Annotated in this window: 16 protein-coding genes; 3 read left to right on the top strand and 13 right to left on the bottom strand. The window is 74.3% G+C overall.

Annotated features, from left to right (window positions below):
- Positions 1–162 precede the first annotated feature (162 nt).
- Together BLT52_RS07715 and BLT52_RS07710 are read left to right on the top strand one after the other, a co-directional pair.
- Entirely contained in the window at positions 163–2,469 is a 2,307-nt protein-coding gene (locus BLT52_RS07715) for an alpha-galactosidase (protein WP_231946551.1), read from the top strand.
- Between the two features lie 136 nt (positions 2,470–2,605).
- Positions 2,606–3,775, top strand: coding sequence for an ROK family protein (locus BLT52_RS07710; RefSeq protein ID WP_157677029.1), 1,170 nt, complete (start codon positions 2,606–2,608; stop codon positions 3,773–3,775).
- An 8-nt stretch (positions 3,776–3,783) separates the two neighbouring features.
- Here BLT52_RS07710 and BLT52_RS07705 read toward each other — a convergent pair whose 3' ends face one another.
- The 5 genes from BLT52_RS07705 to BLT52_RS07685 all read right to left on the bottom strand — a co-directional run bounded on the left by BLT52_RS07705 (position 3,784) and on the right by BLT52_RS07685 (position 9,161).
- Complete coding sequence (locus BLT52_RS07705) at positions 3,784–4,800, bottom strand: LacI family DNA-binding transcriptional regulator (protein WP_197679247.1); 1,017 nt, start codon at positions 4,798–4,800, stop codon at positions 3,784–3,786.
- Between the two features lie 31 nt (positions 4,801–4,831).
- Positions 4,832–6,118, bottom strand: coding sequence for an ABC transporter substrate-binding protein (locus BLT52_RS07700; protein ID WP_090592127.1), 1,287 nt, complete (start codon positions 6,116–6,118; stop codon positions 4,832–4,834).
- Positions 6,115–7,662: a sulfatase-like hydrolase/transferase gene (locus tag BLT52_RS07695; protein WP_269457590.1), complete on the bottom strand. Its 1,548-nt coding sequence runs from the start codon at positions 7,660–7,662 to the stop codon at positions 6,115–6,117. Before BLT52_RS07695 ends, BLT52_RS07700 begins: the two co-directional genes overlap by 4 nt.
- A 169-nt stretch (positions 7,663–7,831) precedes the next feature.
- Positions 7,832–8,890 carry a LacI family DNA-binding transcriptional regulator gene (locus BLT52_RS07690; RefSeq protein WP_090592125.1) on the bottom strand — a complete coding sequence of 353 codons (1,059 nt, stop codon included), beginning with the start codon at positions 8,888–8,890 and terminating at the stop codon, positions 7,832–7,834.
- A 37-nt stretch (positions 8,891–8,927) separates the two neighbouring features.
- Positions 8,928–9,161 (bottom strand): hypothetical protein, encoded by a 234-nt coding sequence (locus BLT52_RS07685; protein ID WP_090592122.1) that lies wholly within the window; start codon positions 9,159–9,161, stop codon positions 8,928–8,930.
- A gap of 171 nt (positions 9,162–9,332) precedes the next feature.
- On the opposite strand from BLT52_RS07685, the gene BLT52_RS07680 reads away from it, so the two are divergent.
- Positions 9,333–11,288: a M13 family metallopeptidase gene (locus BLT52_RS07680; RefSeq protein ID WP_090592120.1), complete on the top strand. Its 1,956-nt coding sequence runs from the start codon at positions 9,333–9,335 to the stop codon at positions 11,286–11,288.
- A gap of 192 nt (positions 11,289–11,480) precedes the next feature.
- Here BLT52_RS07680 and recQ read toward each other — a convergent pair whose 3' ends face one another.
- The 8 genes from recQ to nuoL form a co-directional block, all read right to left on the bottom strand.
- On the bottom strand, positions 11,481–13,457 hold the full coding sequence (gene recQ, locus BLT52_RS07675; RefSeq protein ID WP_231946550.1) for a DNA helicase RecQ: 1,977 nt from the start codon (positions 13,455–13,457) through the stop codon (positions 11,481–11,483).
- Between the two features lie 70 nt (positions 13,458–13,527).
- Positions 13,528–14,259 (bottom strand): DUF6882 domain-containing protein, encoded by a 732-nt coding sequence (locus tag BLT52_RS07670; protein ID WP_090592118.1) that lies wholly within the window; start codon positions 14,257–14,259, stop codon positions 13,528–13,530.
- Positions 14,256–14,780, bottom strand: coding sequence for a PH domain-containing protein (locus BLT52_RS07665; protein ID WP_090592116.1), 525 nt, complete (start codon positions 14,778–14,780; stop codon positions 14,256–14,258). Before BLT52_RS07665 ends, BLT52_RS07670 begins: the two co-directional genes overlap by 4 nt.
- 79 nt (positions 14,781–14,859) lie before the next feature.
- Positions 14,860–16,269: an amidase gene (locus BLT52_RS07660; protein ID WP_090596450.1), complete on the bottom strand. Its 1,410-nt coding sequence runs from the start codon at positions 16,267–16,269 to the stop codon at positions 14,860–14,862.
- Between the two features lie 1,058 nt (positions 16,270–17,327).
- Positions 17,328–18,278: a polyprenyl synthetase family protein gene (locus tag BLT52_RS07655; RefSeq protein WP_172804113.1), complete on the bottom strand. Its 951-nt coding sequence runs from the start codon at positions 18,276–18,278 to the stop codon at positions 17,328–17,330.
- 101 nt (positions 18,279–18,379) lie between these two features.
- Complete coding sequence (gene nuoN, locus BLT52_RS07650; RefSeq protein ID WP_090592114.1) at positions 18,380–20,092, bottom strand: NADH-quinone oxidoreductase subunit NuoN; 1,713 nt, start codon at positions 20,090–20,092, stop codon at positions 18,380–18,382.
- Positions 20,092–21,783 carry an NADH-quinone oxidoreductase subunit M gene (locus BLT52_RS07645; protein ID WP_090592112.1) on the bottom strand — a complete coding sequence of 564 codons (1,692 nt, stop codon included), beginning with the start codon at positions 21,781–21,783 and terminating at the stop codon, positions 20,092–20,094. The genes nuoN and BLT52_RS07645 overlap by 1 nt, the downstream gene beginning before the upstream one ends.
- A gap of 12 nt (positions 21,784–21,795) precedes the next feature.
- Complete coding sequence (gene nuoL, locus BLT52_RS07640) at positions 21,796–23,712, bottom strand: NADH-quinone oxidoreductase subunit L (protein WP_090592109.1); 1,917 nt, start codon at positions 23,710–23,712, stop codon at positions 21,796–21,798.
- Positions 23,713–23,718 lie beyond the last annotated feature (6 nt).

The raw sequence follows: 23,718 nt of genomic DNA, 5'->3' as shown, positions 1-23,718 counted from the left end.
CCGGCCACTGAGCGTCAAAATCCGGCACCCCGGCACCCCGGCACCCCGGCACCCCGGCACCCCGGCACCTCGGCACCCCGGCACCGCGACACACGCATGGGACAGGAACGCCGGCCTGCTCATGGGCGCACAACAGCCTCCAGGGCGGTCCGTCCTGCGCCCATGGACAGGAGCGCGTTCCCCTGGGCCCGGAGGGGGCGCCTGGCGGCGGTGCCGGAGTCGGGTGGCCACCTGGCCGAGGACGGCGGCCAGGCAATACCTTTGAGCCGAAGCAAACTCACCGAGGAGTCCGTCATGCCGCTGCCCTCCCCGCTCCGGGTCCACCTCCGTTCTGCCGGCGTCAGCCTGGTGGTGGAGGTCCCCGTCCGCGGTCTGCCCGTCGTGCTGCACTGGGGTGACGACCTCGGCGCCCTGGACGCAGCGACGGCCAGCACCCTCTCCCTGGCCCGGGTCGCCCAGCCGATGCCGAACCAGGTCGACGAGCCCGTCCGGGTGGCGGTGCTGCCCGAGCACCACACCGGCTGGGTCGGACGCCCCGGCATCAGCGGCTCCCGCGCCGGGACCGCCTGGACACCCCTGTTCACCGTGACGGGGGCGACCCTGGACGGGCAGGAGCTCGGGGAGTGGCGCGAGCAGGGCCCCGGCTCGCTCGCCGTCGAGGCCGTGGACGAGGACGCCGGGCTGGCGCTGCGGCTGGAGCTCGAGCTGAGCGCCGCCGGTCTGGTGCGCGCCCGCGCCGCCCTGACCAACACCGCCCCCGAGGCCTACCAGCTCGACGACCTGGTGCTCTCGCTGCCGGTCCCCCAGCGGGCCAGGGAGCTGCTCGACCTGGCTGGGCGCTGGGGCAAGGAGCGCACGCCGCAGCGTCGCGAGCTGCAGGTCGGCACGCACCTGCGCGAGGGCCGGCACGGCCGGACCGGGCCCGACGCCGCCACGGTGCTGCACCTGGGCGTGCCCGGGTTCGGCTTCGCCGAGGGCGAGGTCTGGGGCGTCCACACCGGGTGGAGCGGCAACCACACCCACTACGCCGAGCGGGTCTTCACCGGCGAGCAGCTGGTCGGTGGCGGTGAGCTGCTGCTGCCCGGCGAGGTCCGGCTGGGTACCGGCGAGACCTACACCTCATCGTGGCTGCACGGCTCGCACGGTCACGGCCTGGACGCCGTCGCCCGGCGCTTCCACCGCGAGCTCCGGGCCCGTCCCCAGCACCCCCGTCGTCCCCGCCCGGTCACCCTCAACGTCTGGGAGGCGGTCTACTTCGACCACGACCTCGACCGGCTGCGCGACCTCGCCGACCGGGCGGCCCGGCTCGGGGTCGAGCGCTTCGTGCTGGACGACGGCTGGTTCGGCGCCCGGCGCGACGACAGCGCCGGCCTGGGTGACTGGGTGGTCTCCCCCGACGTCTGGCCCGACGGCCTGCACCCGCTGGTGGACCACGTCCGCGGGCTGGGGATGGAGTTCGGGCTCTGGTTCGAGCCCGAGATGGTCAACCTCGACTCCGACCTGGCCCGCGCCCACCCGGAGTGGGTGCTCGCCCCCGGGAAGCGGCTGCCGGTGACCTCGCGCCGCCAGCACGTGCTCGACCTGACCGACGAGGGGTGCTGGACCCACGTCCGCGACCAGATGACCGCGGTGCTCAGCGAGTACCCGATCGCCTACGTGAAGTGGGACCACAACCGCGACCTGGTGGAGGCCGCCCACCGCGGCACCGGACGGCCGGCGGTGCACGAGCAGACCCTGGCCACCTACCGGCTGATGGCCGACCTGAAGCAGCGCCACCCCGGGCTGGAGATCGAGTCCTGCTCCTCCGGCGGGCTGCGGATCGACCTCGGGGTGCTGCAGCACACCGACCGGGTCTGGGTCTCCGACTGCATCGACCCCTTCGAGCGCCGCCAGATCCAGCGCTGGACCACCCAGCTGGTACCGCCGGAGCTGATGGGCACCCACGTCGCCTCCGGCCGCAACCACACCACCGGACGCGTGCACGACCTCTCCTTCCGCGCCGGCACCGCCTTCTTCGGCCACCTGGGCCTGGAGTGGGACCTCGCCCGGGCCACCGAGCAGGAGCTGGCCGAGCTGACCGCCTGGATCGCCGCGCACAAGGAGCACCGCTCGCTGCTGCACTCCGGGGACCTGGTCCGGGCCGACTTCCCCGACGCCACCGTCGAGCTGCACGGGGTGGTGGCCCCGGACGGTTCCCGCGCGCTCTACCAGCTCGCCTCCGTCGGGCGCTCGGAGGTGTCGCTGCCCGGTGCGCTGCTGCTCCCCGGCCTGGACGCCGCCCGCCGCTACCGCGTCACCCCGCGGCTGGTCGGCGGCCCGCCGCACGGGCTGGTCCGCCCCGCCTGGTGGCCGGCCGACGGCGAGGAGGGTCCGGTGCTGCCCGGTGCGGTGCTGACCCGCGCCGGGCTGCAGGCCCCGGGGCTGCTGCCCGAGCAGGCGGTGCTGGTGGAGGTCACCGCGACCGCGTGACCCGCCACGTCAGCACCGCCGCCACACCCGCCCCGCCGGCTCCGCCAGCCGGCGCGGGTCGTGAGGGGCCGGAGGGGTGGCCGGTCCTGGCTACCACTCAGCGGCCCGCTGGGGGTCGGTGGGCGAGGATGAGCCGGTGAGCACTGCCGGCGGCGGGACCGGACCCACCGACGGGTGGCCGGAGCTGGACGCCACGGTGCAGCGGATCGCGGTCCGCGTGCTGCGCCGGGGCGAGGTGTCGAGGGCCGAGCTGGCTCGCGAGACCGGCCTGTCCACCGGCAGCCTGACCCGGGTCACCAAGCCCCTGCTGGCCGCCGGCATCGTCACCGAGGGGTCGGCCCGCCCCGGCGGCTCGGGGCGTCCGTCGCTGCCGCTGCGGGTCAACGCCGCCCGGGCGTCCTTCGTCGGGGTGAACCTGACCGCCGACACCGCCTACGCCGTCCGGACCGACCTGCAGGGCACCGTGCTGGACACCGCCGAGCTGGCCCTGCCCGACCGCAGCCCGGTACCGGTGGTCGACCAGCTGGCCGGGCTGGTCCGGAGGTGGCAGCGGGACGGTCCCCCGCTGACCGCCGTCGGCGTGGCCCTCGGCGGCCACGTGCGGGACTGGCGGACGGTGACCAGCGCCACCTACCTCGGCTGGCAGGAGGTGGACCTCGGCGGCGGCCTCGGTGCCCGCACCGGGCTGCCGGTGGTGGTGGGCAACGACGTGCACGCCCTCACCCAGGCGGCCCACCTCTTCGGGCCCGGGCGCGGGGTCTCCTCCCTCGCCGTGGTCACCGTCGGGGTCGGGGTGGGTGCGGGGGCGATCAGCCACGACCAGCTGCTGGTGGGCCACCCCGGGCAGGCCGGTGACGTCGGGCACCTGCCGCTGGAGGGCGGGACCTCGCCGTGCCTGGGCGCGGACCACGTCGGCTGCGCGGTGGCCGAGCTGAGCACGTCCGCGCTGGAGCAGGAAGCGGGACGCCGGCTCGGCCGCCCGGTGGCGCTGGCCGAGCTGGTCGGCCTCGCGGGAGCGGGTGACCCGAGGGCGCGGGTGGTCGTGGACCGCGCCGCCCGGATGCTCGGCACCCTCGCGGGGACGGTGGCCGCCGTGCTGGGTCCGGAGCTGGTGCTGCTGTCGGGGGACGGGATCGCGGTGGCGCTGGCCGCACCCGAGGAGGTCCGGGCCGGTCTGGCCCGGGTGCTGCCCGCGGGGCCGCGTCCGGAGCTGGTGATCGACCCGGTGTTCAGCTTCCACACCTGGGCCCACGGTGCGGCCGGGACGGCCATCCTGCACGCCCTGACCGGACGGCTCCCCCGCTGAGGCAGCGGTCAAGTCGGCGTGGCGCCCCCGGGCGCCGTGGCCGCCGTGCTCTCCCGGACGACGATCCGGTGGTCGGCGACCGCGTGACGCACCTCCGGCGGCCCGGGACGCTCCTGGCGCAGCAGCGACTCCACCGCCAGGCGGGCGATCTGCTCGCGGTCCGGGGCGATGGTGGACAGGGTCGGCAGCGCGGCGAGGTCGTAGGGGATGTCGTCGAACCCCATCACGGCCACGTCATCGGGGACCCGGTACCCGTGCAGCCGCAGGGAGCGGATCACGCCCATGGCCAGCCAGTCGGTGGCGCAGAACACGGCGTCGACGGCGTGCCCGGCAGCCAGGAACGCGTCCATCGCCTGCTCGCCGTGCTGCCCGGTGACGCCCTCCACCGCCAGGTGCATCGCGGGCCCCAGGGTCTCCCCGCGCTCGGCCAGGGCGCTCTCGGCGCCGACGACCCTCTGGTCCGCCCCACGCCGACCCCCGACCACGACGACGTGGCGCCGACCGGTGTCGAGGAGGTGCCGGACGGCCAGCCGGGCGGCACCGGCGTTGTCGATCCCGACGTGGTCGACCGAGGCGAATCGGTGCTCCCCCAGCAGCACCAGCGGCGTGGACGGCCGGTCGGCCAGGTCCGCCTCGCGCAGCGCGACCACGCTGAGCACCATGCCGTCGATCCGGCTGTCCCGGGCCTCCTCCAGCAGCCTCAGCTCGTTCGCCCGCTCCCCCCGGGTCTGGCGGATCTGCACCCACCAGGACGCGGCCTCCGCGGCGGTGATCAGCTGCATCGCCAGCGACGCGAAGTACGGCATGTCCAGCCGCGGCACACCCAGCACGATCACCCCCGTCCGCCCGCGGGCCAGGTTCCTCGCGCTGACGTTGGGCCGGTAGCCGAGCTCCTCGATGGCCGTGGTGACCTTGGACCGGGTGCTCTCGGAGACGTGCGGGAAGTCGTTGATGACGTTGGAGACGGTCTTCATCGACACCCCGGCGCGCGCCGCGACGTCGGCCAGCCGCGGCCTCACCGGCACCCCGCCACGGCCGTCCCCATGGACGCGGAGCCTAGCCCAGCACCCGCCCCGCCTCCTCGGCGAAGGCCGCGGCGGCAGCCGAGGGGTCGGACCGGTCGAAGGCGATGTCCTGGTTGAGCCGGTCGAAGGCGCTGAGCAGCTCGCCGTACCCCGACGGCCAGGCCTCCGGGGAAGGGCCCACCCGACCGGCGAGACCCTCCACGTACTCGATCGCCCGCTGCGGGGCCGGACCCGCCTCGGCCGCCAGCGCCGTCCGGGCCCGCTCCGAGGGCGGCACCCCGAGAGTGAGGCCGATGGAGGCCGCGGCGGCGGGGTCGTTGACCAGGAAGTCCACGACGGCCTCCGCCACCTCGGGCTGCTCGGTGGTCCCGGAGACGCACCACAGGTCCAGGGCCTTGAGGAACTGCCCGCTGAGGTCCCCGGCCTGGAAGGAGGGCAGCGGGACGACCTGCACCTCGGAGTCCGGCACCAGCGGCTGGTAGAAGGTCACCTGCTGGACCCAGCCGGCGGCCAGCGGGGCCTTGCCCTGGGCCAGCAGGGAGGTCTCGAACGACCCGGTCTCGGCCGAGACGTCACCGGGCGGGACGGCGTCGGCGCGACGCAGGTCGTCCCACAGCCCGAACCACTCCGCGACGGTGTCCACCGCGACGGCCAGACCGGCGCCGCCGGGGTTGAACAGGTCGGTGCCCCGCTGCCGGGCGTACACGTCGAACAGCTGCAGGTTGCCGCCCAGGTCGTTGCTGCCCCAGGAGCCGGGTCCGGCCTCGGTGGCGAACCCGCGCACGAACTCGCCGAACTCCTGCCAGGTCCAGTCCGCCGGCAGCGACGCCCCGACCTCCTCGAGCACGGCGGAGCTGACGAAGACCGCGTGGGAGATCGAGCTCTGGCCGATCCCGAACAGCTCGTCGCCCACCTGGCCGCTGGAGGCCACGTCGGGGTCGAGGTCCGCGGTGCGGATGGTGCCGCCGACGGCGCCGGAGAGGTCACGCAGCGCGCCCCGGCCGGCGTAGTCGGAGAAGTAGCTCATCGACATGCGGAACACGTCGGGGGCGTCGCGGCCGGCGGTCTGGGTGGCGAGCTTGTCCCAGTAGTCGTCGAAGGGGGCCCGCTCGACGGCGTAGGGCTGGTCGGGGTGACTCGACCCCCAGGCCGCCAGCGCGCCCTCCACCCCCTCGTGCACGGGCGCGCCGCCGTACCAGGCGACCCGGACGGGCCCGGACCCTCCTCCGCCTCCGGCCTCGCTGGTGCAGCCGGGGAGGGCGAGCGCCCCGGCGCCGGCGGCGGCCAGGCCCAGGAACGTGCGGCGGGTGGTGATCATCGGTCTCTCCTCGGTGAGCGGTCGGTGTGGTGCTCCGCAGCGGGCAGCGGCGGGCCGTGCTCGGCCCAGCGCCAGCCGTGCGGTGGGCGCTTGGCGGTGTAGGCGCCCGTGGGCAGCTCGTCGCCGACCCGGATCATCCAGGCGGCGAGCAGCCGGGTCAGCGCGAGCAGGACACCCGCGCGGGCCGGGTCCTCGGAGAGGTCGACCAGCTCGACGGGGTCCTCGGACAGGTCGTACAGCTCCAACCGGCCCTCGTCGTCGGCGACGAGCTTCCAGTCCCCCGCGCGGACCATCCGCTGGCCGCCGCTCATGGTGACCGAGTTGAGCTCGTCGTAGCTGGTGCCGGCGTAGTCGAAGTGCAGCGGCGGCCGCTCCTCCGGCCCGTAGCGGGCACCGCCGAAGCCGACCTCGGCGTAGATGCTGCCGAACTCCCCGGGCGGCACCGCCTCCCCCGCCAGCAGCGGGGCGAGGCTGCGGCCCTGGACGCCGGCGGGGACGTCGGCGCCGAGGAGCTCGCAGAGGGTGGGCAGGACGTCGACCAGGGACACCAGCTCCTCGCGCGTCTGCGCCGCGACGCCGGGACCGTGGACCACCATCGGGATCCGGACCAGGAGCTCGGGCAGACCGGCGCCCTTGCGCTGCAGCCCGTACTCCCCGACGTAGTCGCCGTGGTCGCTGACCAGCAGCACGAGGGTGTCCGGACGCCGCTCGCGCACCGCGGTGACCAGGCGCCGGAGCTCGTCGTCCAGCAGCCGCAGCATGCCCAGGTAGCTGGCCGCGTAGCGGCGCCACAGCAGGTCGTAGCCGGGGCGCTTCTCCTCCACCAGGCGTCGCAGCCAGGCCGTGTCACCGCCCTTCCGCTCGGCCACCTCCGGCCCGGCGAGCCGGTCGGGGACGTCCTCCTCGGCGAAGAGGGAGAAGTAGGGCTCGGGCACCTGGTAGGGGTTGTGCGGCTCGGGGAAGGAGACCCAGGTGAAGACGGGCTCCGGACCGGTGTGGCGAGCCAGGTCGGCCAGGGCCTGGTCGACGATGCGGTGCGGCAGCTGCGCCTGCACCGGGAACGGGGTAGCCACCTCGCTCGGGCCGTGGTCCAGCCCGTCGAGCCAGGCGTCGAAGGCGGCGTGCTCCTCGCTGTGCTGCGGACCCCCGGTGTGCCAGTAGGGCCCGGCCCACGCGTCGAAGTCGTCCGGGCCGCGGTGGATGTGGGGCTTCCCGGCGAAGTGCAGCCGGTAACCGGCCCCCCGAAGGACGTCCAGCAGGTCGGCGTCGTAGCAGGCGTGCCGGGCGGTGCTGTTCTGCCGCACCCGGTGGGCGGAGGGGAAGCGCCCGGTGAGCATGCTGGTGCGGGCCGGCACGCAGGTCGGGTTGGGCGTGTAGGCCCGGACCAGGTCGGTGCCACCCGCGGCCAGGGAGTCGGTGAACGGCATGGTGTCCAGCGGGTAGCCCGACCGGGCGGTCAGCCCGGCGCGGTGCTGGTCGGTCATCACCAGCAGGACGTCCGGCCGTCGTCCAGCCGTCGGCCTCGTCGGCTCGGTCGGTGCCACGTTGCTCCCCACGTCGTCGTGGCCGCCTAGTCTGCGTCAGATTTACAGCGCTGTAAAGAGCCGGCCTCGAGGGGATCGGGTCGCGTCGTGCAGGGGTGCCGGCCGAGGGCTGGGCGACCGGCGGTCGGGCACCCCCGGGCACCAGGGGTCGACCGCGCGGAGATCCGGCTCAGCGAGGGGCTGGGCCGGTGGTCGTCCCGACCCGCAGCTCGGTCGGGAGCACCACCTGGCGACGGTCCGAGGTCGGGTCCAGCAGCAGCCGGGCGGCCTGACGGCCCTTCTCCGCGATCGGCTGCACCACGGTGGTCAGCCCCGCGGCCACGGCCTCGGGGATCCCGTCGAACCCGGTGACCGAGACGTCCACGCCGGGCACCAGGCCGCGGGAACGCACCTCGTCGAGCACACCGAGCCCCAGCACGTCGCTGACCGCGACGACCGCGGTGGGACGCGGGTCGCGGTCGAGCAGGGCGGCGGCAGCCCGCCGGCCGCTGTCACGGGTGTTGCGGCCGGCGGTCACGGCGACGACGTCGCGGTCGGCGACGCTCTCCACGATGCCCTCCAGCCGGTTGGAGGCGTCGGCCCACCCCCGGCGGCGGAACGACTCGATCTCCGCCGGCAGGTCGGCCCGGTGCAGCACCCGCACCTCGTCCCCGTCGGGGGTGTCGCAGACCAGGCCCACCACCCGGTGCCCCAGCCCGGCCAGGTGCCGGCCGACCAGCCGTCCGGCCGCGCGGTCGTCGATGGACACGTAGTCGTGGTCGGGTGAGGTGTCGGTCAGCACCACCGGCAGCTGGCGCCGCGTGGCCGCCACGATCCCGGGGTGCGACGGGCCCGCGCAGAGGCCGACGACGCCGTCCACGACGGCGGTGGCGATGGCGCCGGGGTCCGCCTCCGAGCCCTGCGGACCGACCGGGAGCGGTGCCAGGAAGACCCCGACCCCGGCCTCCTCGAGCACCTCGGTGAAACCGGCGAGCAGAGCGATGGCGTACGGGTCGGTGAAGACGTAGGAGAGCCGGTCGTTGAAGACCACCCCGAAGGCGTTGGCCCGCCCGGACCTGAGCACGCGCCCGGCGGCGTCCGGGCCGTGGTAGCCCAGGTCGGCGGCGCCGTCGATGATGCGGGACCGCAGGTCGGCGGAGATGCGGTCGGGGCGGCTGAAGGCGTTGGAAACCGAGGTGACCGAGACGCCGAGACGGGTGGCGACGTCCTTCATGGTCACCGACCCCACGCCCGCTCCCCCCGGCTCACCCTGCAGTGAGCCGATCCTAGCCGCGGGCCACCGCGCAGGCGGGCTCGGCCAGGACGGCCCGGCCGGTGGCGGCACGGTGGGGGGCGCGCCGGGCGGGCGCCGGCCGGGACGGCGCCACCGGCGCCACGCTGGCCAGCACGACCCCCCAGCTGGCGAGGTGGTCGGCCTCGAGCCCGTCGCGCCCGGCCCGGTCCGCGGCGGCGGAGGTCGGGAAGCGGAGGGCCTGCTCGGTGGTGTGGAAGAGGTACATGGTGGGCTCCTGATCTCGTGCGTAAATCGATACGCAAAACGATACGCGTATCGATTCGCGCGAGCAAGGGGCTTCCCCGTCGAGCCCTGTCGGCCGTCCGCGGTGAGCGCCCCGTCCGCCACCCGCGGCGACGTCGGAGGCGCTCGGTAGAGTCGTCGCGTGACCGATTCGATGCCTGCCCTCGACCCCCGCACCTTCGACCAGACCGTCCGCGTCCAGGACGACCTGTACCGCCACGTCAACGGCCCGTGGCTGCGGACGGCGGAGATCCCGGAGGACAAGCCGGGCACCGGCGCCTTCCTGGTGCTGCGCGACGAGGCCGAGGCCGCGGTGCGCGACATCATCACCGGGCTGAGCACCGACGGGGCCACCCCCGAGGCCGGCACCGAGGCGGCGAAGATCGCCGACCTCTTCACCTCCTTCATGGACACCGACGCCATCGAGGCCGCCGGCACCGGCGTGCTGGCCGAGGACCTCGCCGCCGTCTCTGCGATGCGCAGCACCTCCGCGCTCCCCCGGCTGCTGGGTCACCTGACCCGGCGCGGGCTGCCCTCGCTGGTCGGCGTCGACGTCGACGCCGACCCGGGCGACCCCCGCCGCTACGTGCTCTTCGCCGGCCAGGGCGGACTGGGACTGCCGGACGAGGAGTACTACCGCGCCGACGAGTACGCCGACATCCGCGCCGCCTACCGGGGCCACATCGAGCGCTCGCTGGCCCTGGCCGGGATCGAGGACGCCGCCGGCCAGGCCGAGCTGGCCTTCGCGCTGGAGACCGAGATCGCCGCCCGCCACTGGGACAAGGTGCGCACCCGCGACATGCGCCAGATGTACAACCCGATGACCCTGCAGGAGTTCGCCGACAGCGCGCCGGAGCTCGGGCTGGCCGAGCTGCTCGCGTCGGTCGGGGTGCCGGCGACGGCGAGCGACGTGGTGAACGCCCAGCCCTCCTTCTTCACCGACGTGGCCAGCCTGGTCAGCGACGACCACCTCCCCGCCTGGCGGGCCTGGGCGCGCTGGAAGGTCGTCACCGGCCGCTCCCCCTACCTCGGCGAGGCCTTCGTGGCCGAGCGCTTCGCCTTCTACGGGACCACGCTGTCCGGCACCCCGGTCCTCAAGGAGCGGTGGAAGCGCGGGGTGGACCTGGTCGAGGGCGTCCTGGGCGAGGCCGTCGGCAAGATCTACGTCGAGCGGCACTTCTCCCCCACCGCCAAGGAGCGGATGGACGAGCTGGTGGCCAACCTGATCGAGGCCTACCGCCGCTCGATCACCGACCTGGAGTGGATGACCGAGGCCACCAAGGCCGAGGCGCTGACCAAGCTGGGCAACTTCACCCCCAAGATCGGCTACCCCGACCGCTGGCGCGACTACTCGGGCCTGACCGTCGTCCCCGACGACCTGCTGGCCAACGTGCTGGCCTCGGTGGCCTTCGACCTGGACTTCCAGCTGGCCAAGATCGACCAGCCGATCGAGCAGCACGAGTGGTTCATGACCCCCCAGACGGTCAACGCCTACTACCACCCGCTGCGCAACGAGATCGTCTTCCCGGCCGCCATCCTGCAGCCGCCGTTCTTCGACGAGACGGTCGACGACGCGGTCAACTACGGCGGCATCGGCGCGGTGATCGGGCACGAGATCGGGCACGGCTTCGACGACCAGGGCTCCACCTGCGACGGCGAGGGCCGGCTGCGGGACTGGTGGACCGCCGCCGACCGCGAGGCCTTCGAGGCCCGCACCGGCTCCCTGATCGCCCAGTACGACGAGCTCTCCCCCGAGGGCGCCTCCGAGCTGCACGTCAACGGCGCGCTCACCATCGGGGAGAACATCGGCGACCTGGGCGGTCTCTCCATCGCCCTGAAGGCCTGGCGGATCGCCACCGAGGGCACCGAGGTGCCCGAGATCGACGGGCTGACCGGTGAGCAGCGGCTGTTCCTGAGCTGGGCGACGGTCTGGCAGAGCAAGATGCGTCCCGAGACCGTCCGGCAGCGGATCGCCACCGACCCGCACTCCCCGCCGGAGTTCCGCTGCAACCAGATCGTGCGCAACGTCGACGACTTCTACACCGCCTTCGACGTGACGCCGACCGACGCCCTGTGGCTGGACGAGTCCGAGCGGGTCTCCATCTGGTGAGGCGGGCGCCTCGACCGCTCCGCCCCACCCCGGGGCGGTCGGGCCCCGCCTGACCCCGACCAGCACGTCCCCGGACCCCGCCCGGTGGCGAGTCGCCCCGGGTGGTCGCCTCGTCCTCACCGGAGGCGACAGCACGCGGCCAGTCGCCTCCTCGGTCCGGAGGACGAGGGGCGGGGCGGGGACGGGGCGGGGTCAGGTGGCCAGGAGCTCGAGGACGGCCTCGCCGTAGCGGGTCAGCTTGGCCTCCCCGACCCCGGAGACGGCGCGGAGCTCGGCCTCGGTGGTCGGACGGGCACCGGCGATGCCCGCCAGGGTGGCGTCGGAGAAGACGACGTAGGCCGGCACCGCCTGCTCCTTGGCCACCTGGGACCGCCAGGTGCGCAGCCGCTGGAACAGCGCCTGGGCGTCCTCGTCCAGGTCGGGTGGGGCCGCCCCGGTCCTCCGGCTACGCTGCACCCGCTCCCGCTGCTGCTCCTTCCGCAGCCGCACCTCCCGCCGGCCCCGCAGCACCGCGAGCGCCGGCTCGGTGACCGCCAGCACCCCGTACTCCCCCTGCACCTCCAGCAGCCCCTGGGCCAGCACCTGGCGCACCACGCCGCGCCAGCCGGCGTCGTCCAGCTCGGTGCCGATGCCGTAGGTGGAGAGCTGGTCGTGGCGGAACTTCCGCACCCGCTCGTTGTCCCTGCCGAGCAGGATGTCGACTAGGTGCCCGGCCCCGAAGGCCTGCCCCCGCTCGCGCTGCAGCCGGACCACGGTGGAGAGCAGCTTCTGCGCCGGCACCGTCCCGTCGAAGGACTCCGGCGGGGACAGGCAGGTGTCGCAGTTGCCGCAGCGCCCGCTCTCCTCCCCGAAGTAGGCCAGCAGCTGCTGACGCCGGCACTCCACCGTCTCGCAGAGGGCCAGCATCGCGTCCAGGTGCAGGGTCTGGACCCGCTTGCGCTGCCGGTCCCCCTCGCCCTCGGCGATCATCCGGCGCTGCTGGACCACGTCCTGCAGCCCGTAGGCCAGCCAGGCGGTGGAGGCCAGCCCGTCGCGTCCCGCCCGACCGGTCTCCTGGTAGTAGCCCTCGACCGACTTCGGCAGGTCCAGGTGGGCCACGAAGCGGACGTCGGGCTTGTCGATGCCCATCCCGAAGGCGATGGTGGCCACCATCACCACGCCGTCCTCGCGCAGGAACCGGGACTGGTGCAGCGAGCGCGTCCGGGCGTCCAGGCCGGCGTGGTACGGCAGCGCGGTGACGCCCTGGCCGGCCAGCCACTCCGCGGTCTTGTCCACCGAGGCGCGGCTCAGGCAGTAGACGATGCCGGCCTCCCCCGGGTGCTCCTCGCGCAGCAGCCGGAGCAGCTGGTTGCGGGCGTCGTTCTTCGGGGCGATCCGGTACTGGATGTTGGGCCGGTCGAAGCTGGAGACGAAGACCCGGGCGTCGGTGAGGGCCAGCCGCTCGGCGATCTCGGCCCGGGTCTCCACGGTCGCGGTGGCGGTCAGGGCGATCCGCGGGACGTCGGGCCAGCGCTCGTGCAGCACCGAGAGCTGCAGGTACTCGGGGCGGAAGTCGTGGCCCCAGGAGCTGACGCAGTGGGCCTCGTCGATGGCGAACAGCGCGATCCGGCAGCGCTGGAGCAGACCCGTCGCGGCGCCGAGCCGCTCCGGGGCGAGGTAGAGCAGGTCCAGCTCCCCGGCCAGCAGCCGTCGCTCCACGTCGCGGCGCTGGTCCGGGTCCTGGCTGGAGTTGAGGTAGGCCGCACGGACGCCGACCTGCTCCAGCGCGTCCACCTGGTCGTGCATCAGGGCGATCAGCGGGCTGATCACCACCCCCGTGCCGGCACGCACCAGCGACGGCACCTGGTAGCAGAGGCTCTTGCCGCCACCGGTCGGCATCAGCACCACGGCGTCCCCGCCGGCCACCACGGTGTCCACGATCTCGGCCTGCTGGCCACGGAAGGCGTCGTAGCCCCAGACGCGCTGCAGCGCCTCCGACGGGGTGCGGGCCGGGACCGGCTCCGCCACGAGAGGGACCGGCGCCCCCGCGGAGCCCGCTCCCGGGGCGTCCTCGTGCCCGCCCCGGTGCTGCGGTGCCACCCAGTCCTGCGGGGGCTCCCAGTCCTCGGGGGGCTCCCAGTCCTCCGGGGGCTCGCGGTCCTCCGGTGCTCCCCACGACGGCTCGCTCACCCGGACACCCTACGAGGACGGGCGCGCCTCCTCCGACCGGTGGGCGCCGGTCTGTGGACGGGGTCGCGACTCAGGGACTGCTCCAGCCGGTCAGCCGCCCCAGGTCGTCGAAGGTGAACGTGAGCACCTCGGTGCCCGACGTGGCCCGCCACGGCGGACCGCTGCCCAGCCACCGCCAGCCCAGCCGCTGGACGGCCGCCGACACGGCTCGCTGGTGGTCCACCAGGAGGCCGTCGGCCAGGGCGCGGGTGGTGGCCAGGGAGACGTCCAGGGCGGTCACCGGGGGCATGGGCGCGGTGGGCTGGAGCAGCACGACACCACGGGTCCCGCCACCGGCGGGGAAGGTGTAGTAGGGCACCTCGCCGACGACCTGGCAGGCCATCAGCGCGATCCGGTGCGCGACGTCGGCCAGCTCGGTGCCCTCGGGGGCCAGGCGGCTGATCGCCGGCTCGGGGTCGGTCAGCGCGTCCAGCCCGTGGTTCCGGCCGAACTCGGCCAGCCGGCGGCTGAGGGAGGTGGTGGGCAACGACGAGAGCGGTTCCAGCGACCAGCCCCAGCGGACGGTGCCGGGGCCGGGCGCGACCGAGGCGATGAGGTGCGGCACGAAGTCCACCCGCGGGGAGGACGTCCCCTGCGGGTCGTCGGGTCGGCTGAACCACAGCCGGGCCGGGTCCTCGAGGTCGAGACCGAACACGTGCCCCTCCCCCAGCACCGCCTCGAGCTGGTTGGTGAGCCGGAGCTGCCCGGCGCCGGCCCAGATGGCGGCGTCGTTGACCACGAGGTCGACGGTGAGCGCGCTCATCGGGACACCGCCTGCCGGGCCACGGAGCGGCGGTGCTGCAGGTAGGTCAGCAGGTGGTGCGGCTCGGTCTCCAGGCCGGTGATCGTGTAGCGCTGCAGGGGACGTCGCAGCCGGTTGTCGTTGAGGTAGATCCCACCCGGCGCCTCGAGCACCAGCACCCCTCCCCCGCGGGTGACCGACAGCTGCTGCAGGGTGGCCCACGGGACCTGGAGCCACCCGAGGAGGTCGCGGACGCGGATGCCGGCGTCGTCGACGACCAGCGCGGGTCCGCGCATCACCACGGCCTGGCCGATGAGCACCGCCATCTGCACCGTGACCACCACGCCGAGCACCAGCAGGAGGAGCGCGGGCAGCGCGACACCCCGGGTCAACCCCACGAGCACGGCCCCGGACGCCAGGTAGACCAGGCCCATCACGACCGAGAGGACCGCCAGCAGCCGCGCCCGGGCCCGACGGGGCCGGACGGCGACGGCGAGACCCTGGCCGATGGGGTGCGGGACGCTGCCCGGTGGTGGTTCCACGAGCTCTCCTTCCTCCGGGGTCGAGGATCCCACGCCGGTGGGTCGTCGGCGAGGCCCCCGCTCGGTGAGGGTCACCCGCTCAGCGCAGGAACGGCAGCGGCTCGGGCGGGTCGGCCTGCTCGAGCTGGGCGGCCAGGGCGAGCAGCTCGGCGTCGCGACCCGCACGGCCCCCCAGCAGCACGCCGAAGGGGAGCCGTACGCCGTCCACCACCTCGGTGTGCAGCGGCAGGCTGATCGACGGCGCCCCGGTGATGTTCCAGACGCTGGACCACGGCGTGACGGCGGTCTGGGCCAGGAAGTCCGCGGCCGGGTCGTCGTCGTCGCGGACCTCCCCGTGCCGCCAGGGCGGCTGCGCCAGCGTCGGGGTCAGCACCACGTCGACGTGCTGCCAGGCCGTACCCACCTGCTGGGTGAGGACCTGCGTGGCCCGGACGGCCTCGGCGTACTCCAGCCCGGCCACCTCCCGGCCGAGCCCACGGAGCCAGCGGGTCAGCGGTCGGAGCAGGTGCTCGCGGTCGGCGGGGACCGGTGCGGACAGGGCACCGACGGCCCACAGCGCCCGGAACGGCAGCCAGGCCTCCGGCCCGAAAGGTCGGGTGAGCGGCTCCACGGAGTGCCCGAGGGCCTCCAGCGACGCCGCCGTGCGGGCCACCGCCCGCAGCGCCCCCGGGTGCACCGGCGCGTCGGCGGCGATCAGGGGTTCGGTCAGCACGCCGACCCGCAGCCGCCCCGGCGGACGCTGCAGGGCGGCCAGGAAGGAGCCCGGACGTCCGACCGGTGCGTCCCCGGGCCAGGGGTGGGCCAGGACGTCCAGCAGCAGGGCGGTGTCGGCGACGTCACGGGTCAGCGCCCCCTGGCTGACCAGCCCCGGGCCGGGCTGGCCCCACGGTCCGGCCGAGACCAGACCGCGCGTCGGCTTGAGCCCGACCAACCCGCAGCAGGCGGCCGGGATGCGGATCGAGCCGCCGCCGTCGCTGGCGGAGGCCACCGGGGCGAGGCCGGCGGCGACCGCCGCCGCCGCACCGCCGCTGGACCCGCCCGCCGAGCGGTCCGGGTCCCAGGGGGTGGCCGCCGGTGGCAGCCCCTCGGGCTCGGTGTAGCAGGGCAGGCCGAGCTCGGGCGCGGAGGTGGTGCCGGTCATCGTGGTGCCGGCCTCGCGGAGCAGCGTGACCACCCCGTCGTCGACGTCGGGCACCACCGGGTCCAGCGCACCGCTGCCCCCGTGGGTCGCCACCCCGGCCACGCGGCTGAGGGTCTTGACCGGACAGGGCACCCCCGCCAGCGGGCCCACCCGGTCCGGCTCCGTGCGCAGCCGCCGGTCGGTCTCCGCCGCCTGCCGGAGCGCCAGGTCGGGAGTCGTCTCGACGAACACCCCGAGGGCGGTACCCAGCTGCTCCCCGCGGGCGAGGGCTTCCTCGGCCACCTCGACCGCGCTCACCTCGCCAGAGCGGACCGCGGCGGCGAGGTCGCGCACCCCGAGCGGGGACAGCCCGCTCACGAGCGCGCCCCGTCAGACGACGACGGGCTCAGCTCGGACCGACCGCGTGCTTCGCTCATCGGAGCAGCCTACGAGCCGGCCCACTCCGGCGCTCCCTTGCCGCTGCGGCCACTGCGGCCCGATCGTCGCCCGGACGACGGGACCGACGACGAAACGGCCGCACTCGACGGCTCCAGCGCGTCGCCAACGTCCGAAGGCGAGTCGCCGCCCGCCGGAGCTCAGACGGTGCAGGCGTCACGCGTGAGGGGGCCCGGGTCCGGGACGTCCGTCAGTGGCGAGTGGCCGCAAGAGGTCGTATCCGGAGCGACTGAGGCGACGTCACGGGGCGAGTCGCCGCCCCACGGGGTGGGACTGGACGGGCGTGGGCACGTGGCCGCTCCCGGGTCCAGGAACGTCCGTCAGTGGCGAGTGGCCGCGAGTGGTCGCACCGAGAGCGGCTGAGGCGACGTCCGGGGGCGAGTCGCCGCCCGACGAGGTGGGACTGGAGGGGCGTAGGGCACGTGGCCGCTCCCACGCCCAGGACGTCCGCCAGTGGCGAGTGCCCAAGAGTGGTCGCACCGAGAGCGGCTCGGGCGGCGTCCTAGGGCGAGTCGCCGCCCGACGAAGCTGGGACGGTGCGGGCGTAGGACGTGGCGGCTCGGCTCCGGGACGTCCGCCGGTAGTGGCGAGTGGCCGCGAGTGGTCGGATCGAAAGCGGCTGAGGCGACGTCCTGGGGCGAGCCGCCGCCCGACGGGGTGGGAGGGTGCGGGCGTGGGCACGTGGAGGGTCCCGGGTCCAGGACGTCCACCAGCAGTGGCGAGTGGCCGCGAGTAGTCGGATCGGGAGCGGCTGAGGCGACGTCGCGGGGCGAGTCGCCGCCCGACGAGGCGGACGCTTCAGGCGTCTGGTGGGCGGAAGTCCGCGAGCTGGTGGGCGAGGCCTCAGGCAAGGCGCTGGCGGTGGGCCCCACCGCTGCCGTCACTGCGGCGGGATCGTCGCCCGGACGACGGGGCCGACGACGGTCCGGGCGCACTCGACATCCGGAGGCCCGACGCGGGGCCACAGGGGCTCAGTGGACGCGGTCGACGAGCTGGTCGGCGATCTCGGCCAGGGCGGCGCGGGCGGCCCGGTCGGGGAGCTGCTGCAGGTGCTGCTGGGCCGTCGCCGCCCGGCCGCGGACGTGGTCGCGGGCCCGGCCGATGACGGGGTGGGCGCGCAGCCGGGTCAGCACCTCGTCCAGCCGGTCGGGGTCGCTGAGGTCGGAGCCGATCAGCTCGGTCAGCGCCCGGTCCTCGGGGTCGTCGGAGCCGGCCAGCATCAGCGTCGGCAGCGTCGGCACCCCGGCCCGCAGGTCGGTGCCGGGCTCCTTGCCGGTCTGGTCGCTGGTGATGTCGATCAGGTCGTCGCTGAGCTGGAAGACCAGACCGATCTCCTCGCCGTAGGCACCGAGGGCGTCCAGCTCGGGCTGCGAGAGCCCGGCGGTCATGCCGCCGAAGACGCAGGAGGTGGCGATCAGCGAGCCGGTCTTGTCCGCCAGCACCCGCAGGTGGTGCTCCAGCGGGTCGTCACCGGCGGCGGGCCCGACGGTCTCTGCGATCTGGCCCTGCACCAGCCGGGCGAAGGTGCGCGCCTGGAGCTGCACCCACACCGGGCCGAGGTCGGCCACCAGGTCGCTGGCCCGGGCGAAGAGGTAGTCCCCGACCAGGATGGCGATGCTGTTCTGCCAGCGCTGGTTGGCGCTCTCCGCGCCCCGGCGCACCTCGGCCTCGTCCATCACGTCGTCGTGGTACAGGCTGGCGACGTGGGTCAGCTCGACCACCTCGGCGGCGACCACGAGGGCGTCCTCGGCGACCTGCTCACCGAGGCCGGCGGCGGTGGCCACCAGCAGCGGGCGGAAGCGCTTCCCGCCGGAGCGGATGATGTGCTGGGCGGCCTCGGTGACCAGGTCGCTGTTGGCCTCGGCGGCCGCCAGCAGACCGGTCTCGACCCGCTCGAGGCGGCGACGGACGTCGGCCTCCAGCCGGTCCCGGCTGTCGGGAGATGCCGTGTCCGTCGCGAGGACGGACCCCGCGTCGAGCGCCGACCGATCGGACTCGGCTCGGGCCACGGTCACACCTCACCTCACCTCAGGAAGACCCCGGCCTGGACGGCCAGCTCCAGCAGCGGACCCGGCACCAGACCGAAGACGATGGTGACGACCACGGCGACCGCCACTGCCCCATAGGTTGCCACACTGGCCCGCCCCGCCCCCACCGCGCCCGGGTCGACCGAGGCCGCCGTGCGCTCGCCGCCGAGCTGCAGGACGTCGGTGGTGGCCATCGCGGTCGCGCCGCCCCCGCCGCCGGTGCCGGTGCCGCTGGCCGCGGGCGTCGGGCCCCCTCCGCCGGCCGCGCCCCGGACCTGGGTCGGGCGCTCGGTCGGCTCGGCGAAGAAGAGGGTCACGATGACCCGCAGGTAGAAGTAGGCCGCCAGCAGGCTGAGCACCACCCCGGCGACCACCAGCCACGGGAAGCCCCCGCTCCAGGCGCTCTCGAAGACGCTCACCTTGGCGATGAAGCCGCTGGTCAGCGGGATGCCGGCGAAGCTCAGCATGAACACCGAGAACGCCCCGGCCAGCCACGGGTGGCGTCGACCCAGCCCGGCCCAGTCCGAGAGCCGGCTGGCCTCGCCGTTGCGGTCGCGGACCAGGGTGACCACGGCGAAGGCGCCGATGGAGGCCACGCCGTAGGCCACCAGGTAGAACAGGGTGGACCCGACGCTGCTCAGCTGGCGCGGGCCGCCGGCGAGGCTGGCCCCGCTGACCGCGGTCAGCATGAAGCCGGCGTGGGTGACCGAGGAGTAGGCGAGCATCCGCTTCACGTCGTCCTGGGTGATGGCCAGCAGCGAGCCGACGGCCATGGTGAGCACGGCGACGACCGCGATCAGCGGCTGCCAGTCCCAGCGGATCCCGCCGAGGCCGACGTAGAGGACGCGGAGCAGGGCGACCACGGCCGCCACCTTGGTGCAGGCCGACATGAACGCGGTCACCGCGGTCGGGGCACCGGTGTAGACGTCGGGGGTCCAGGCGTGGAAGGGGACGGCGCCGATCTTGAACAGCAGACCGACCACCACCCCGGCCAGACCGGCCAGCAGCATCCAGTCCGAGCCGGTGCCGCGGGTGACGGCGGCGTCGAGGTCGGCCAGGGTGAAGGAGCCGGAGTAGCCGAACAGCAGCGCCACCCCGTAGAGGAAGAACGCCGAGGCCAGCGCACCGAGCATGAAGTACTTCAGCCCGGCCTCCTGGCTGAGCAGGCGACGGCGGCGGGCCAGCGTGCAGATCAGGTACAGCGGCAGGGAGAGGACCTCCAGCGCGACGAACAGCATCAGCAGGTCGTTGGCCGAGGCGAACAGCATCATGCCGAACAGCGAGAACAGCACCAGCGGGTAGACCTCGGAGTGCTCGGTGCGGGCCCGCAGGGCCAGCTCCTCGTCCGCGCTCCCGGGCACCGCGGCGGCCTGCGGGGCGAAGGCGCTGACGCCGCCGTTGAGGGTGCGCTCGGTGAACAGCAGCAGCGACAGCAGCCCCAGCCCCAGCAGCGCCATCCAGGCGAAGTAGGAGGGGTCGTCCACGGCCAGCGCCCCGACGGCGGAGATGCCGGTGTCGGCGTCACGGAAGCCGGTCACGGTGACCGCGAGGGCCACCACCAGGGTGAGCAGGGTCAGGCCCACCTGCACCGGCCAGCGCAGCCGACGCGGCACCACGGCCTCGACCAGCACGCCGAGACAGGCGCCGGCGAAGACCAGGATCAGCGGCAGCAGCCGCAGGTACTCCAGGGTGGGAGCGGTGATCTCCATCAGTTGGCCTCCTGCCCGAGGGGCGGTACGGGGTCGGCGACGCCGGCCCCCTCCAGGGTCGCGGTGACCGTCGGGGCGATGACGTCCAGCACGGGCGCGGGGAAGAACCCGAGCACGATGATCAGCAGCACCAGCGGGGCCAGGCTCCACCGCTCGCGGGTGCCGAGGTCGCGGCCGACGCGGGCCCGGACGTCCTCGGTCAGCGGCCCGGTCATGGTGCGCTGGTACATGATCAGGATGTAGAGCGCCGCCAGCACGATGCCCAGGGTGGCCACCGCGGCGACCGCCGGGTAGCGGGAGAAGGTGCCCGACAGCACCAGGAACTCCGAGACGAAGCTGGACAGCCCCGGCAGGGCCAGCGAGGAGAGCCCGGCGAACAGCAGCAGCCCGGCCAGCACCGGCGCCACCTTCTGCACCCCGCCGAAGGCGTCCACGCTGCGCGAGCCCCGGCGCTTGACCAGGTAGCCGACCACCAGGAACAGGGCCGCGGTGGAGAAGCCGTGGTTCAGCATGTAGAGGATCGAGCCGGTCATCGACTGGCTGGTCCAGGCGAAGATGCCCAGCACGATGAACCCGAAGTGGCTGATCGAGGTGAAGGCGATCAGCCGCATCAGGTCCTTGCTCCCGATGGCGGCCAGCGCCCCGTAGATGATCGAGACCAGCGCCAGCACCAGCACCACCGGGGTGGCCCACAGGCTCGCCTCGGGGAACAGGCCCAGGCAGAACCGGATCATGCCGAAGGTGCCCAGCTTGTCCAGGATGCCGACCAGCAGGGCGGCGGTGGCGGGGTTGGACTCCTCGGCGGCGTCGGGCAGCCAGGAGTGCACCGGCACCATCGGTGCCTTCACCGCGAAGGCGATGAAGAAGCCGGCGAAGAGCCAGCGGCCCAGGTCGCCACCGAGGTCGAGCGCGGCCAGGTCGGCGACCAGGAACGACGGCGCCCCGGCCCGGGCGGAGACCACGTAGAGGCCGATCACCGAGGCCAGCATGATCAGACCGCCACCCAGGGCGAAGATCAGGAACCGGCTGGCCGCCCGCTTGCGGTGGGTCCCGCCGAAGGCCCCGATCAGGAAGTACATCGGCAGCAGGATCGCGTCGAAGAGCAGGAAGAACAGCAGCACGTCGGTGGTGAGGAAGGCCAGCAGGGCGAAGCCCTCCAGGGCCAGCACCAGCGCGAAGAAGGCGCGGGCACCCCAGCGGCGCGGCTGGGGCCGGTCCTCGCCCCCGGTCTCCCGCTCGGCCACGTCGGGCCGATCGGCCAGCGCGGTCGCCGCCACCCCGGGACGGGGCCCGGCGCCGAGGGCGTCGTTGCCGTCGGCCGAGGAGCTCCCGGCAGCGCGGCCGCGCCCGAGGGCCCCGGCCAGCACGCCCTCCGAGGCGCCGCCGCGACGGTCCTCCGCACGCCAGCTGGCCAGCAGCACCACCGGGGTGAGCAGCACGGTCAGGGCGACCATGGTGAGACCCAGGCCGTCCACGTCCAGGGCCCACCAGGCGCCGATGGTCGGGATCCAGGGCACCTGCACCCCGAGGTCGGTGCCACCGAGGTGGGCCGCGGCGACCCAGCCGGCCAGCGCGAGGGCGAGCAGCGAGACCACCAGCCCGACGGTCCTGGCCAGGCGGTCCCCCACCAGCACGACCACCAGGGCACCGACGAGCGGCAGCAGACCGAGTGCGGTCAACGTCCAGTTCATGATCCTCCTCCCTCAGGCCAGCCGGCCGAGGATCAGCACCACGGCGACCAGGGCGGCCCCGCCCACCATGGTCAGCGCGTACGTCCGCACGTAACCGTTCTGCGCCCGCCGCGACACCTGCGACAGACCGGCCAGGGCGTCCCCGGAGAGGTTCCAGCCGCCCCCGACCACCTTGTCGTCGGCGGCCAGCAGGCCCCGGACCAGACGCTGCCCGGGCCGGACCACCACGGCCTCGTTGAAGGCGTCGCCGTAGAGGTCGTTCCGCCCGGCCAGCACCAGCGGTGAGCGGGTGCGCGGCGCGGTGGCCGGCACCTCGCGGCGGCCGAACAGCAGCCCGGCCACCACGATGCCCGCGGCCACCACGGCCATGGTCAGCAGCCCGACGGGGGTGATGTGGAACAGGCTCGGCTCGCCGTGGTCCTCGCCGTGACCGACCACCGGCTCCAGCCAGCCGCCGATCCAGTTGTTCAGCGCCAGCCCGGCCAGCGCCGACGGCACCGCCAGCAGGATCAGCGGGACGGTCATCACCAGCGGGGACTCGTGCGGGTGGACCCCCTCGGCCCAGCGCCGACGGCCCAGGAAGGTCATCAGCATCAGCCGGGTCATGTAGAAGGCGGTCACCCCGGCGCCCAGCAGGGCGAGCACCCCCACCACCACGTTGTGGTCGAAGGCGGTCTCGATGATGTGGTCCTTGGAGAAGAACCCGGCCAGCGGCGGGACGCCGATGATGGCCAGGTAGCCCACCGCGAAGGTGCCGAAGGTGATCGGCAGCACCCGGGCCAGACCGCCGTAGCGGCGCATGTCGACGTCGTCGTCCATCGCGTGCATCACCGAGCCGGCGCCGAGGAACATCGTCGCCTTGAAGAAGCCGTGGGTCAGCAGGTGGAAGATGGCGAAGGCGTACCCGGCCGGGCCCAGCCCCGCGGCCAGCACCATGTAGCCGATCTGGCTCATGGTGGAGCCGGCCAGCACCTTCTTGATGTCGTCCTTGGCGCAGCCGATCCAGGCCCCGAAGAGCAGCGTCACGGTGCCGACCACCACGACCGCGGTGCTGGCGGCCTCACTGACGGTGAAGACGGCGTTGCTGCGCACGATCAGGTACACCCCGGCGGTGACCATGGTGGCGGCGTGGATCAGGGCCGAGACCGGGGTCGGGCCCTCCATGGCGTCCAGCAGCCAGGACTGCAGCGGCACCTGGGCGGACTTGCCGCAGGCCCCGAGCAGGAGCAGCAGACCCAGCGCCGTGGCCGTGCCCGCGGTCATCCCCGGGGCGGCGGCGGCGACGTCGACGAAGGCCGAGGAGCCCACCGTGGCCAGCATCAGGCCGATGGCCAGCACCATGCCCATGTCGCCGACGCGGTTGACCACGAAGGCCTTCTTGGCCGCGGCGGCCGCGCTCGGCTTGTAGGACCAGAACCCGATCAGCAGGTAGGAGGCCAGACCGACGCCCTCCCAGCCGACGAAAAGCACCAGGTAGTTGTCGGCCAGCACCAGCAGCAGCATGGCGGCGACGAACAGGTTGAGGTAGGCGAAGAACCGCCGGCGGCCGGGGTCGTGGGCCATGTAGCCGATCGAGTAGACGTGGATCAGCGAGCCGACCCCGGTGATCAGCAGCACGAACAGGATCGACAGCTGGTCCACCAGCAGCCCGACCGAGATGCTCCAGCCGCCGGCCTCGATGAACCGGTACAGCGGGACGCCGACGGCGCGCGCCTCGGCGCCGCGACCCAGCAGGTCGACCAGCAGCACCGCGGCCAGGACGAAGGAGGCGATCGGCATCGCGGTGGCCAGGAGGTGGCCCCAGCGGTCGGTCCGGCGGCCCCCGAGCAGCAGCACGGCGGCACCGAGCGCCGGCAGCGCGATCAGCAGCCAGGCGAGGGTGAAGGGTCCGGTGGCCAGCTGCGGGGCCACCACGTCGAACGGGGTCACGTGCGC

Source organism: Auraticoccus monumenti (assembly GCF_900101785.1).
Classification (GTDB): Bacteria; Actinomycetota; Actinomycetes; order Propionibacteriales; family Propionibacteriaceae; genus Auraticoccus; species Auraticoccus monumenti.
The sequence above is the reverse complement of the archived record's forward strand: the minus strand, read 5'-3'. Positions and strand labels throughout refer to the sequence as shown.

Excerpts from the sequence above, each read along its gene's own strand:
- BLT52_RS07715 (WP_231946551.1), top strand. The coding sequence starts at position 163 with ATGGACAGGAGCGCGTTCCCCTGGGCCCGGAGGGGGCGCCTGGCGGCG.
- BLT52_RS07700 (WP_090592127.1), bottom strand. The coding sequence starts at position 6,118 with ATGATCACCACCCGCCGCACGTTCCTGGGCCTGGCCGCCGCCGGCGCC.
- BLT52_RS07685 (WP_090592122.1), bottom strand. The coding sequence starts at position 9,161 with ATGTACCTCTTCCACACCACCGAGCAGGCCCTCCGCTTCCCGACCTCC.
- BLT52_RS07680 (WP_090592120.1), top strand. The coding sequence starts at position 9,333 with ATGCCTGCCCTCGACCCCCGCACCTTCGACCAGACCGTCCGCGTCCAG.
- BLT52_RS07670 (WP_090592118.1), bottom strand. The coding sequence starts at position 14,259 with ATGAGCGCGCTCACCGTCGACCTCGTGGTCAACGACGCCGCCATCTGG.
- nuoN (WP_090592114.1), bottom strand. The coding sequence starts at position 20,092 with ATGGAGATCACCGCTCCCACCCTGGAGTACCTGCGGCTGCTGCCGCTG.
- BLT52_RS07645 (WP_090592112.1), bottom strand. The coding sequence starts at position 21,783 with ATGAACTGGACGTTGACCGCACTCGGTCTGCTGCCGCTCGTCGGTGCC.